This is a genomic window from Vibrio sp. NH-UV-68 (genome assembly GCF_042940635.1).
Taxonomy (GTDB): Bacteria; Pseudomonadota; Gammaproteobacteria; order Enterobacterales; family Vibrionaceae; genus Vibrio; species Vibrio pacinii.
On sequence record NZ_CP134975.1, the window covers coordinates 2,378,923 to 2,392,040 of the forward strand.

9 protein-coding genes and 4 tRNA genes are annotated in these 13,118 nt (G+C 45.9%); 8 read left to right on the top strand and 5 right to left on the bottom strand.

The window, feature by feature from the left end:
* The first annotated feature begins 51 nt into the window (after positions 1–51).
* The 3 genes from lipB to ViNHUV68_RS10870 all read left to right on the top strand — a co-directional run bounded on the left by lipB (position 52) and on the right by ViNHUV68_RS10870 (position 2,168).
* Entirely contained in the window at positions 52–699 is a 648-nt protein-coding gene (gene lipB / locus ViNHUV68_RS10860; RefSeq protein WP_391088089.1) for a lipoyl(octanoyl) transferase LipB, read from the top strand.
* Between the two features lie 28 nt (positions 700–727).
* Entirely contained in the window at positions 728–1,693 is a 966-nt protein-coding gene (gene lipA, locus ViNHUV68_RS10865) for a lipoyl synthase (RefSeq protein WP_391088092.1), read from the top strand.
* 145 nt (positions 1,694–1,838) lie between these two features.
* Positions 1,839–2,168, top strand: coding sequence for a hypothetical protein (locus ViNHUV68_RS10870; RefSeq protein WP_038175476.1), 330 nt, complete (start codon positions 1,839–1,841; stop codon positions 2,166–2,168).
* A 71-nt stretch (positions 2,169–2,239) separates the two neighbouring features.
* Here the strand turns inward: ViNHUV68_RS10870 and glyA are convergent, their stop codons facing one another.
* Positions 2,240–3,490, bottom strand: coding sequence for a serine hydroxymethyltransferase (gene glyA, locus ViNHUV68_RS10875; protein WP_038175475.1), 1,251 nt, complete (start codon positions 3,488–3,490; stop codon positions 2,240–2,242).
* A 366-nt stretch (positions 3,491–3,856) separates the two neighbouring features.
* Here glyA and ViNHUV68_RS10880 point away from each other — a divergent pair, with 366 nt between their 5' ends.
* Positions 3,857–4,456 (top strand): YitT family protein, encoded by a 600-nt coding sequence (locus tag ViNHUV68_RS10880; RefSeq protein WP_038175474.1) that lies wholly within the window; start codon positions 3,857–3,859, stop codon positions 4,454–4,456.
* Between the two features lie 79 nt (positions 4,457–4,535).
* Here the strand turns inward: ViNHUV68_RS10880 and vexH are convergent, their stop codons facing one another.
* Both vexH and ViNHUV68_RS10890 read right to left on the bottom strand, forming a co-directional pair.
* Positions 4,536–7,658 (bottom strand): vibriobactin export RND transporter permease subunit VexH, encoded by a 3,123-nt coding sequence (vexH, locus tag ViNHUV68_RS10885; protein ID WP_391088096.1) that lies wholly within the window; start codon positions 7,656–7,658, stop codon positions 4,536–4,538.
* Positions 7,658–8,713, bottom strand: a complete 1,056-nt coding sequence (locus tag ViNHUV68_RS10890; RefSeq protein WP_038175472.1) for an efflux RND transporter periplasmic adaptor subunit — start codon at positions 8,711–8,713, stop codon at positions 7,658–7,660. The genes vexH and ViNHUV68_RS10890 overlap by 1 nt, the downstream gene beginning before the upstream one ends.
* A 287-nt stretch (positions 8,714–9,000) precedes the next feature.
* Here ViNHUV68_RS10890 and ViNHUV68_RS10895 point away from each other — a divergent pair.
* The 4 genes from ViNHUV68_RS10895 (at position 9,001) to ViNHUV68_RS10910 (ending at position 9,705) form a co-directional block, all read left to right on the top strand.
* Positions 9,001–9,085: transfer RNA gene (locus tag ViNHUV68_RS10895), tRNA-Tyr, on the top strand.
* Between the two features lie 124 nt (positions 9,086–9,209).
* A tRNA-Tyr gene (locus tag ViNHUV68_RS10900) sits at positions 9,210–9,294 on the top strand.
* A 121-nt stretch (positions 9,295–9,415) separates the two neighbouring features.
* Positions 9,416–9,500: transfer RNA gene (locus tag ViNHUV68_RS10905), tRNA-Tyr, on the top strand.
* Positions 9,501–9,620: 120 nt separating this feature from the next.
* Positions 9,621–9,705: transfer RNA gene (locus tag ViNHUV68_RS10910), tRNA-Tyr, on the top strand.
* Positions 9,706–9,810: 105 nt separating this feature from the next.
* Here the strand turns inward: ViNHUV68_RS10910 and treC are convergent.
* Entirely contained in the window at positions 9,811–11,493 is a 1,683-nt protein-coding gene (treC, locus tag ViNHUV68_RS10915) for an alpha,alpha-phosphotrehalase (protein ID WP_038176205.1), read from the bottom strand.
* 79 nt (positions 11,494–11,572) lie between these two features.
* Positions 11,573–12,997, bottom strand: coding sequence for a PTS trehalose transporter subunit IIBC (gene treB, locus ViNHUV68_RS10920; RefSeq protein WP_038176208.1), 1,425 nt, complete (start codon positions 12,995–12,997; stop codon positions 11,573–11,575).
* Between the last annotated feature and the right edge of the window lie 121 nt (positions 12,998–13,118).

A 13,118-nucleotide genomic window follows, 5' to 3' on the forward strand; every position in this document is an offset into this window, starting at 1 on the left:
AGAAGCAGTTTATAATCCTTTCACTTTATTAATCGACGATGGAAGTACGCAATGCACAACCAGCTTGTAATAAAACATCTAGGAAGACAGGATTACGAGCCAATTTGGCAAGCAATGCATAACTTTACCGACAATCGAACGGACAACACGCCCGATGAAGTATGGCTGGTCGAACATAACCCTGTATTTACTCAAGGACAAGCCGGTAAAGCGGAACACCTACTGAATACCGGTGACATTCCTGTCGTTCAAAGTGATCGTGGCGGTCAAGTGACTTATCACGGCCCAGGACAACTGGTCGCCTACTTCCTAATTAACCTTCGTCGCAAAAAACTCGGTGTACGAGATCTCGTCACGCATATAGAGAACCTCGTAATTAATACCCTAAAAGCATACAATATCGACGCCGCAGCACGCCCAGATGCTCCCGGCGTTTATGTCGACGGTAAAAAGATCTGCTCTTTAGGACTAAGAATTCGCAAAGGTTGTTCATTTCACGGCTTAGCTCTGAATGTCAACATGGACCTTGCTCCTTTTCAGCGCATTAATCCCTGTGGGTATGCCGGTATGGAGATGGCTCAGGTCAGCCAATTGGGTGGACCTGATAATATCGCTCAGGTTGAAAACAAGCTAGTCGAAGAGCTAGTCGCACTGCTTGGTTATGAGCAAGTGAACACTGTCTCACTAACCAATCAATAGACCATCAGCAACGAGAAGTAAGAGAAGCATGAGTAAACCAATCCAAATGGAAAAAGGCGTTAAATATCGTGACGCTGATAAGATGGCATTGATCCCTGTAAAGAACATGCCAACCGAGCAGAAACAAGTTCTTCGTAAACCTGACTGGATGAAGATCAAACTGCCAGCAGATAGCCAACGTATCCAAGACATTAAGTCAGCGATGCGTAAAAATAACCTGCACTCTGTTTGTGAAGAAGCATCATGCCCAAACCTTGCTGAATGTTTCAATCACGGCACGGCGACCTTCATGATTCTTGGCGCCATTTGTACTCGTCGCTGTCCATTCTGTGATGTTGCCCATGGTCGTCCACTGGCTCCTGAAAACGATGAGCCTAAAAAACTGGCGAAAACCATTCAAGACATGAAGCTCAAGTACGTAGTCATCACCTCTGTTGACCGCGATGATCTCCGTGATGGTGGTGCGCAACATTTCGCTGATTGTAATCGCGAGATCCGTATGTTGAACCCAAACATTAAGATTGAAACTTTGGTTCCCGACTTCCGCGGCCGCATGGACGTAGCGCTTGAGCTGATGAAAGACAATCCGCCAGATGTGTTTAACCACAATTTAGAAACGGCTCCTCGCCTGTACCGCAAAGCTCGTCCGGGAGCTAACTACAAGTGGTCGTTAGAGCTGTTACAAAAATTCAAACAGCAACACCCTAATATTCCGACTAAATCAGGCTTGATGATGGGCTTGGGTGAAACCAAACAAGAGATCGTAGAAGTTCTGAAAGATTTACGTGCACATGGCGTAACAATGCTGACTCTCGGTCAGTACCTTGCTCCGAGCCGTCACCACTTACCAGTCGAGCGTTATGTGCCACCATCAGAGTTTGATGAACTCAAAGAAATCGCGCTTGAACTAGGCTTTACCCACGCAGCTTGTGGCCCCTTTGTACGTTCTTCGTACCACGCCGACCTTCAAGCACAAGGCGTTGAAATTAGCTAAACGATATTCAACTCTAATAAATAAGCTGACTAATAAGTCGGCTTTTTTTATATCGCTTATTGAATGAAACTGCACTCTTATATAGTCTAACCACTAACCGATATCTATTCGTACAATAATTAAACAGACCATCCAAGGATCTCCTATGAAAACATTTGGACTGATTGCGTTAACGGCATTAGTGGCAGTGACAGCGGGGTGTGCTTCAAACACCGATCAAGATAACTTCCGTGAAGCGTCATTCGAATTGTGCAACACCGAAGTGGATATTTACTCAGTCAGTGATGATGGCCGGGTACGTATCGTCTGTTCGGATGGTTCTAAATTTGCCCTGACCAGTGAAGAAACGCTCAGCACAATGCGAGATATCAATATCGACTATTGTGATGGTGAAGGGTTAGGTAAGTTTAATGAAAGTAGCAAGTACTACTCGTTTAGATGTAAGTCAGGCACTTTGCTGAGCCTGCCAAAGTAACGGGCAACCCAAAGTCAGCGACAAAAAAATAGCCTCCATCGTGGAGGCTATTATGATCTTGTGCAGAGTAATTAAGCGTAAACAGGTAGGCGCTTACAGATCGCCAGAACTTTTTGTTTGGTCGCTTCAACTACATCTTGTTGACCGATGTTATCTAGAACATCACACATCCAATTCGCAAGCTCTTTCGCGTCTTCCTCAGTGAAACCACGACGAGTGATCGCCGGTGTACCAACACGGATACCTGAGGTCACGAATGGGCTACGTGGATCATTTGGTACTGAGTTCTTGTTAACAGTGATGTTCGCAGAGCCAAGTGCCGCGTCAGCATCTTTACCTGTGATGTCTTTGTCGATTAGGTCAACGAGGAACAGGTGATTTTCAGTACTGTTAGAAACAATCTTGTAACCACGCTCTTGGAACTGGCCGACCATTGCTTTCGCATTTTTAACAACACGTGCTTGATAGGCTTTAAACTCAGGCTCCATCGCTTCTTTGAATGCCACCGCTTTACCAGCAATAACATGCATTAGAGGGCCACCTTGACCACCAGGGAAGACGGCTGAGTTGAGCTTCTTGTACATCTCTTCGCCAGCATTTGACAAAATCAAACCGCCACGAGGGCCTGCTAACGTTTTATGTGTTGTTGTCGTAACAACATGGGCATGAGGAACTGGTGTTGGGTATTCACCAGCAGCAATAAGACCCGCAACGTGCGCCATATCGACAAACAAGTAAGCGTCTGCCTTGTCAGCGATTTCACGCATGCGCTTCCAATCAACGATTTGAGAATACGCAGAGAAACCACCGATGATCATCTTCGGCTTATGCTCTAGTGCCAGTGCTTCCATTTCGTCGTAGTTGATTTGACCCGCTTCGTCGATACCGTAAGGGATAACGTTGTAGTGTTTACCCGAAAAGTTAACCGGTGAACCATGAGTCAGGTGACCGCCGTGTGCCAAGCTCATACCAAGAACCGTATCGCCAGGATTAAGCAGCGCCATGTACACTGCACTGTTAGCTTGAGAGCCAGAGTGTGGCTGAACGTTGGCATATTCACAGCCAAACAGCTGACAGGCACGATCAATCGCTAATGTTTCCGCCTTATCAACATACTCACAGCCGCCGTAGTAACGCTTGCCTGGGTAACCTTCAGCGTACTTGTTGGTGAGCTGGGAGCCTTGCGCTTCCATTACACGTGGGCTGGTGTAGTTTTCAGAAGCGATAAGTTCAATGTGTTCTTCCTGGCGAAGAGTTTCTTCTTGGATAGCTGCGAACAGTTCCGCATCGTAATCCGCGATGTTCATATCACGCTTTAGCATCTGTATCTCCTGACTCAGATTAAGACTTAATGTGGCAAAAAAACTGACATTTGATCCTTATAATTTGCGCATTTATTGCCGCGCAAACGTTTGCATCAAGCTAATGACGCGCATTCTACATAATTTGATCTGGGTCATAAAGAGAAAAATTCACTTTTTCTCATGCAGTTTTTTCATAATGCTTTACGAAGAATATCATGTTGAGCATTTCTCTCGCCTTAAATCAAGAGAAGTGTCAATTTTGTCCTTTACACTCCGTAAAACCATGATTACATAGGTTTACCTTAAATTTCACCCCCAAGCTACCGAAATCCTTATTTTTTACATAGTATGCACGCCATTATTTGCTCGATAAATTTAAAATTGATGGAAAAACACTCACGTAAAGAAGATTGGATCGCAATTCTAACTGGCACTTTTCTCGTCGCCCAAGGCTTCTTCTTCCTCCAGTCCGCCTCACTCCTTACCGGAGGGACCGCAGGGCTGGCGCTTCTTGCAAGCCAAATCACCACTTTATCGTTGGGAACGCTCTATTTTGTAGCCAACAGCCCTTTCTATCTACTGGCTTGGCGACGCTTTGGTGCCCGTTTTGCAGTCAATAGCGCGATTTCAGGTGCACTGGTCTCTGTTTTTACTGATCATCTCTACCTTGTGATCAGTCTCGAAGCCATCAATCCGGTTTACTGCTCTGTGGCGGGTGGTTTGCTGATGGGTTTGGGCATGCTAATTCTGTTTCGTCATCGCTCGAGTTTGGGTGGTTTCAATGTGTTGTGTCTGTATATTCAAGATAAATTCGGTATCTCGGTAGGAAAAACTCAACTCGCGATTGATTTTTCGATCTTGCTCGGCTCACTGCTATTTGTCTCACCTCAAACTATCTTGTTATCGATTATCGGTGCTGTCGCGCTCAACCTCGTACTCGCGATGAATCATAAACCGACTCGCTATTCAGTCAATTACGGCTAATAACTTACCCCCTCAAATCCAAGTTATAAAAAAGCCCGCATTTATCGCGGGCTTGGTTCTATCTATCTTGTCTTCTGGGTTAACTGAGCTCACCATGTGATGCTCGCGCTTTTACATCAAGATCCAGTTCTTTATTCAGTTCGGCCTCAACATGACCAGGTGACTGAGTTCGAGCAGACACTAGACGATACATCGCCGGAATGACGAACAAGGTAACCAAAGTGGCAAAAGCCATACCAAAGAAAATCACCGTACCGACCGACACACGGCTCTCATAACCAGCCCCCGAAGAGAGTATCAATGGAATCGCTCCTGCAAGCGTCGTAAAGGCAGTCATCATGATCGGACGTAAACGACGCGCTGACGCATCAATGATCGCTTTTTCAAATTCAATGCCACGATCACGCAACTGATTGGCAAACTCAACGATCAGAATACCGTTTTTAGTCACCATACCAATCAACATAATCATGCCGATTTGACTATAGATGTTTAGCCCTTCTCCCATCACAAACAGACCCAAGAAACCACCAAAAACGCCCATAGGTACCGTCAACATCACCACCAAAGGATTGATAAAGCTTTCAAACTGGGCAGCCAATACCAGATAAGCCACCAATAAAGCGAGACCAAACACCACCAGCACACTCGATTGATTCTCTTTATAATCTTTTGATTCGCCTGAATAGCTTACCGAAAGATCGCCTGGCAGCATCTCAATCGCTTGCTGATCAAGATAATCCAACGCTTCACCCAAGGTGTAACCTTCTGATAAGTTAGCCGTAATGGTTATCGACTTTTGCTTATTGTAGTGCGATAAGCGAATCGACGACGCAACCTCTTCAATCTTGGTTACGGCATCTAATGTCACCAACTCACCTGAAGAGGTACGCATATAGATTTGGCTCAAATCGTCAGCATTGTTAAAGCTGTTTTCATCACCACGCAGATAAACATCGTACTCTTCGCCGCGCTCGACAAAAGTGGTTTCACTTTTACCGCCTAACATAATCTCTAAGGTATCTGAAATATCCTTAACGCTGATGCCAAGTTCTGCAGCGCGTTGCTTGTCGATGGTGACGACCAATTCCGGGGTTTTCTCTGAGTAGTTAATATCGGCCCCTTCCATATAAGGCGATGCTTCCGCTAACTGCTCAAGTTTTTCAGCCCACATACGAAGTTCTGGAAAGTCAGAGCCGCCCAATACAAACTGTACAGGCTCACTAGAACCACCTCTAAAGCCCGGCGTAAATGGGAACACCCGCACATCGGCAATCCCAGACAGCGCTTTACGCACTTCGCCCAAGGCTTGTTGCGCGTTCAGCTCTCGCTCGTTCCAATCGTCTAGGATCATAATCACAAAGCCCGTCTGATCGCCGGCATTACCACCAAAGGCTGGTGACTGAATACTGAATGACTTGAGGAATCCTTGACCTAATAAGGGTAACAAGCGCTGCTCAATCACGTCCATATTCTCTGCCATGCGGTTATAACTGGTCGCGTCCGCGCCGCGTACAAACGCAAAGATCACGCCACGGTCTTCAGAAGGAGTCAGCTGAGAAGGTACTTGCTGCATTAGTCCCCAACTTCCGCCCATACAGGCCGCAATCACAATCGGTGCCACCCACTTCCAACGCAGGGCGAGTGTTAATGAACGGCGATAAGCTGATTCTAAATGACCGAACAGACGATCAATAAACAGATTAAAACGACTCGGTTTGACATTGGCTTTGAGTAATTTACTGCCCAGAACAGGCGTTAACGTTAACGCGATTAACGAAGAAAAAATCACTGACATCGCCAACAGCACCGAAAATTCGGTAAACAGCAGACCAACCATACCATCCATGAAAGAGATCGGCAGAAAGACCATGACGAGCACCAGTGTCGTGGCAACAACAGCAAAGCCGACCTCACGCGTGCCTTTATAAGCCGCCAGCAGTGGTTTCTCACCTCTTTCGATATGATGGAAAATGTTTTCGACCACCACAATGGCATCATCGACCACCAAACCTATCGACAAAATCAGCGCCATTAAGGTGATCAGGTTAATCGAAAAACCGAAGTAGTAAGCGGCAATAAAAGAGGAAATCAACGACACTGGCACCGTTACCGCAGGAATCAGAGTTGCTCTGACTTGGCCGATAAAGATATACAACACCAGAATCACCAATCCCCCAGTAATAAATAGCGTGTTGTACACCTCCGAGATTGAACGCTCGATAAACACCGTCGAGTCATAATCAATCGCCAAACGGGTGCCTTCAGGTAAAAACTGCTGAATATCATCAACTTGTTTGTGGACTAACTCAGCCACATCGAGCGGGTTGGCATCCGACTGAGGCACTATCCCCATGCTGACATTGACCACACCATCGCTTTTAAAGGTTGAGTTTTCGTTTTCTGCGCCAATGTAAACATCGGCAACATCACGCAGGTAAATGGGGGTATTGTCGCTGGCGCGCTTGACCACTAGGTACTCAAAATCTTGCGCTTGCTTATAGCTGCGCGCCGTTCTGACCGACATTACAATCTGATCGTTACGCACTTCTCCACCAGGGCTCTCAAGGTTTTCATTGCGCAGTGCAGAGGTAATGTCTGAAGTGGTCACGCCCCGCCCAGCCATTTGATCAGGCTTAAGTTTGACGTACATAACTTTGTACAAACCGCCAGAAACGTCGACGGAACTCACCCCCGAGATCAAACTGAAACGATCGAGCAAGACCCGCTCTACATAATCAGTCAATTGCGTTCGATCCATCTCAGACGAGCTCAAATTGATATACAGTGAGGCTTGTCCTGAACCATTGTTCTTATACACCACAGGATCGTCAGCTTCATCAGGAAGTGAACGCTGCGCGCGCGCAACCGCATCACGAACATCACTTACGCCAGTATTAAGGTCATAACCCAACTCAAAGGTGATGGTGATGCGCGACATGCTATTGCGCGTCGTCGATTCAATCTCATCAATGCCACTAATGCCAGACAACTGATCTTCCAGAACCGACGTAATCTGACTCTCAATTATGGTCGCTGATGCACCTTCATAACGCGTACTGATCGACACCACCGGATTTTCGATATCTGGCATCTCACGCACCGCGAGCTTACTAAAAGAAACAATACCAAAGACACACAGCAGCAAACTCAACACCACAGCGGCAACCGGGCGTTTGACAGAAATATCAGACAGCAGCATTAGTTCGCTCCTTGCTGACTGATTTTAGCGCTTTGGCCAAGCTCTTTGACTTCAACGCCATCGCGCATATTGACGATACCTTGAACGACGATTTTATCGCCAATCGCGATGCCCTGTTCAATCACCACTTGGTTTTCAACCCGAGCGCCTAAGGTCACTTCGGTTCGCGTCGCTTTATTGTCTTCACCTACCACATAGACGTAACGTTTAGTGCCTGAGTACTCTAGCGCTTGTACGGGGATAATCGGCGCTTCAATCGCAGGGAAGTCCATATCTGCCGACACTAGCATCCCCGGTTTAAGCTCTAAGTCTGGGTTAGGAAAATGGACACGAACTCGCAAGTTTAACGTCTGTTGATTAATACGAGAGTCAATCGCGACCAATTCACCGACAAACACTTGACCAGGCCAAGCTGCGGTAGTGGCACTGACTTTCATTCCTTTAGCCAGTTGAGAGAGGTAACGCTCCGGTACTTGCAAATCAAGTTGCATCACCGAAAGGTTGTCGAGCGTGATGAGTTCACTGCCCGCTGTCACCATTTTGCCGCGGCTAAAGTCAATCAAGCCGACCGTGCCTGCAAAGGGAGCGGTAATATGCAAATCTTTTAAATTAGCGTTGGCGGCATCAAGACGAGCTTGAGCAATGTCCACGTTGGTTTTCTGCGCATTGATCGCGGTCTGTGTAATTGCGCTACTTTTTACCAGTCGTTCATACTCTTGCAAAATACGCTGCTGATCTTTCAAATACGCTTTGGCTTCAGCCAATGCCGCCCGTGATTTATCGTCATCAAGCTTTATCAATAACTGTCCTTTATTGACCTTTTGGTTGGCATTGACCGCTATAACGTCAATCTTGCCTGTCACTTCCGATGAGATCATCACCGCTTGCTCGGCATCCATTTTTCCCACTAAAGCCAACGACTGAGATACTTGATGGATTTGCACCGGTTCAGTCACCACCGTCACTGCTGACGATTTTGCTCGGTTAGCAAAAGAACTCGGCGCTGCAACAAGCATAGACACGGAGAGTAAACTCAGAATGATTTTATTTTTCATGATTTAGATTCTGCATAAATAAACTCGATATATTGTAGCGAGTTATACGGATTAAAAACGTCAAGGAATGTAAAGAACGAGAAATAATATGTAAGCAAAGTCGTTGATTGTTTAGCCTTTGTGGTTGATTTTCACCATCTTTGCCCAAAAAGACATCATTCAGCGTAAAATTATAGGAAAAACGCTTTACAGCTTTTACGAGTTTGCTATTATGCGCTCCGCACTTGAGCAATGTGTTGGGAAAACATTTCTTAAGCTTATTCCTTTTAGGAGTAAGAAAACACCCTGGAGGGGTTCCCGAGTGGCCAAAGGGATCAGACTGTAAATCTGCTGGCACTGCCTTCGATGGTTCGAATCCGTCCCCCTCCACCATATTTTTTCTTGTGATTATTCTTGTGGTGCATAAACCTCTGGATAAATTGTGAGAAACCCTTGATTAGCGTGTTGGGAAAACACTAATTAAGCTTATTCCTTGTTAGGAATAGGAAAATACCCTGGAGGGGTTCCCGAGTGGCCAAAGGGATCAGACTGTAAATCTGCTGGCACTGCCTTCGATGGTTCGAATCCGTCCCCCTCCACCATTTTCTCTTGTGATTATCTTTATGGTGCATAACCATTAGGATAAATTGTGAGAAACCCTTGATTAACGTGTTGGGAAAACATTAATTAAGCTTATTCCTGTTAGGAATAGGAAAATACCCTGGAGGGGTTCCCGAGTGGCCAAAGGGATCAGACTGTAAATCTGCTGGCACTGCCTTCGATGGTTCGAATCCGTCCCCCTCCACCATTTTCTCTTGTGATTATCTTTACGGTGCATAACCATTAGGATAAATTGTGAGAAACCCTTGATTAACGTGTTGGGAAAACATTAATTAAGCTTATTCTGTTAGGAATAGGAAAATACCCTGGAGGGGTTCCCGAGTGGCCAAAGGGATCAGACTGTAAATCTGCTGGCACTGCCTTCGATGGTTCGAATCCGTCCCCCTCCACCACCTTTAAAAAAGCCAGCTCAATGAGCTGGCTTTTTTGCGTATGAATTTTATCATCGCCATAAAAAAGCCCCGCAGAACGGGGCAGTAAGCAAACAACATTGGGGGTTAGTTTTGCAAAACAATAATCCGCGTTTCGTAAGGACGTAATACCTGATGCCGACTTACTTGTTGAGGTAAATCCTGGTAGTTGCCCAATACGTAACTCGCCTGACTAGACTCAAAATCACTCGGCAGAACGCATTCTGTTTCTTGAGCATAATAGTTATTCAAACAGATCAAGGTTTGCTGTTGTGAACGGCGTTGATAGCCAAACACCGCGTCGTGATCTGGGTAGAGGTCGAGGTAATCCCCGGTTGTAATTACCTCTATTTGCTTTCGCAATTGAATCAGTTGTTGATAGAAATAAAACACCGAATCGTAATTTTGTTCAGCTTGTTCTGCATTGATCTCTTGATAGTTATCAGCAATATCTAGCCAAGGTTGCGCCTTAGAAAAGCCCGCATAACGCTCGCAGTTCCACTGCATCGGTGTGCGAGAGTTATCTCGTGACTTCTGCGCCAAGATGGCCATCATCTCATCATGTTTGACACCTTGCTGGTGGACCATGATGTCGTACATATTGGTACTTTCGACATCACGGTACTGATCAATGGATGTATAGCCAGGGTTGGTCATAGCAAACTCTTCACCCTGATAAATATATGGCGTACCTTGCATCATGTGTATTGAAGCTGCGAGCATTTTCGCTGACTCAACGCGATACTGTTTGTCATTACCCAAACGACTAACGATGCGCGGCTGATCGTGATTACACCAAAACAGTGCCCCCCAGCCTTTGCCATTTAATCCCGTTTGCCAATGATTAAAGATCTGTTTTAGTTGAAGAAAATCAAACGGAGCTTTGGTCCACTTATCGCCGTTTGCATAATCCACTTTCAAATGATGAAAGTTAAACACCATGGACAATTCTTTACCATCCAGTGACGAGTATTGCTGGCAATGCTCCAATGTGGTGGAAGACATCTCTCCAACGGTCACACTGCGATATTTTTGAAATACCGCTTGGCTGATCTCTTGCAAGTACTGATGAACGCGCGGTCCATCGGTATAGAAACGGCGACCATCACCTCGTTCATCATTGGGAAAATCTTGCTGTTTTGAAATTAGGTTAATCACATCGAGACGAAAACCATCGACACCTTTTTCTGCCCAGTAGCTGATCACTTCTTTGACTTCGGCTCTTACTTTTGGGTTTTCCCAATTAAGATCCGCCTGCTGTTTGGCGAACAAGTGTAAATAGTACTGATCCGTTGCTTCATCTCGCTCCCACGCACTGCCACCAAACTTAGATAACCAGTTATTTGGCGCTTGCCCTTCAACCGGATCACGCCAAATATAGTAATCACGATACGGGCTGTTCTTATCACCCAACGCAGATTGGAACCACTGATGTTCAGTCGAGGTGTGATTAACCACAATATCCATGATCAAGCGGATACCACGCTGATGCGCTTCCTCGAGCAATTGGTCGAAGTCGGCCATGGTGCCAAAATCTGGATTAATCGCATAATAGTCTGAAATGTCATAACCATTGTCGATCATGGGTGATTGATAAACTGGGGTAAGCCAGATGGCATCAATGCCAAGACGTTGTAAGTAATCCAACTTAGAAATAATGCCTTGAATGTCTCCCGTGCCTTTGTCGCCACTGTCACAAAAACTCTTGGGGTAGATTTGATAAATCGAGGCGGTTTTCCACCAATTAGGATCCTGAGTGATTGTTGTCATTGCTAAACCCACTTACCGAAAAATAGTGATTAAAAAGGAGCGACAGACGTCGCTCCTGAAAATGTCTTTGATGGAACGATTAATTGCTAACGGGATCAAGCTCACCTTTGATTTGCGCGCGCTTGTAGAAGAACAGGGTCAATGTTGCTGGCACAGCAATAGCGACAAGCATTGCAATCGCAAAGATGCCCCAGTATTGCGGCTGGATAGATAAGATACCCGGCAAGCCACCGACACCGATACCATTAGCCATCACACCCGCACTGCCACAAATCGCAGCCGCTATCGCACTACCGATCATCGCGCTCAGCATCGGGAACTTGTACTTCAAGTTAATACCGTACATCGCCGGTTCTGTGACACCTAAGTAGGCTGAAATCGCTGCTGGAACAGAGATATCACGTTCACCGTGTTTCTTACTAATGATGATGATGCCGACAACCGCTGACGCTTGAGCAATATTTGATAGTGCAATCAAAGGCCAGATTGGCGTGCCACCCAAATCTTGCATTAGTTGTAGGTCAACCGCATTCGTCGTGTGGTGGATACCCGTAATGACTAGTGGCGCATAAAGGAAACCAAAGACCATTGAACCGATTACTGCGAAGTCACCAGTCATGGCCGCTTTTGCTGCGAAGGCAACACCGTCACCTAGAACGCGACCAAACGGACCAATTATTGAGTGCGCAAGAACCACGGACACAATGATAGAAACAAACGGCACCACAACTAAATAAAGGTAAGAAGGAACAAGACGTTTAAGGTTCGTTTCGATAAACGCCAAGGCAATACCCGCTAACATGGCTGGAATCACTTGAGCTTGATAGCCGACTTTTTCAATCACAAAGAGGCCAAAATCCCAGACTTCAGGTACTTGCTTACCGATTAAATAAGCGTTCATCAGTTGAGGGGAAACTAAAGTCACACCAAGCGTAATACCCAGAATTGGGGTTCCGCCAAGCTTTTTCACGGTCGACCAACACACACCGACCGGAAGGAAGAAGAAGATGGCTTCACCAATCAGCCACAAGAAGCTATGCACTGTCGCCCAAAACTGGCTGATTTCCGTTAACGACTGCCCATCAAACATCTTGATGTCGCCAATCACATTACGAAAACCTAGAATTAAACCACCAGTGATGATGGCAGGTAGCAGAGGGACAAAGATTTCAGCAAGATGGGAAATCCCACGCTCAAGCAGGTTCATGTTTTGACGCGCCGCTTGTTTTGATTCGTCTTTAGACGCTTCACTTTTTCCTGACAGCTCAATTAATACCTTGTATACGTCATCAACTTCAGTCCCTATTACAACCTGAAATTGCCCCGCGTTGGTGAAACAACCTTTCACCAACGACAAGGCTTCTAGCGCTGCAACGTCCGCTTTATCAGTATCATTCAAGACAAACCGAAGCCTTGTTAAACAGTGACTTACGCTGGCTATATTGTCGCGACCGCCGACAAATTCAATCAGACGCTCCACCTCTTGTTTCGCAATCTTACTCATATCCATGTCCCCTACTAATTGGATTCTCATTCTCGTGTTTTTCACACTGACTTTGGCTGTTGTTATTATTTTTATCATTTATGGGAACATTCCCATTTGTGGGCATTATAGTGTCAGATCT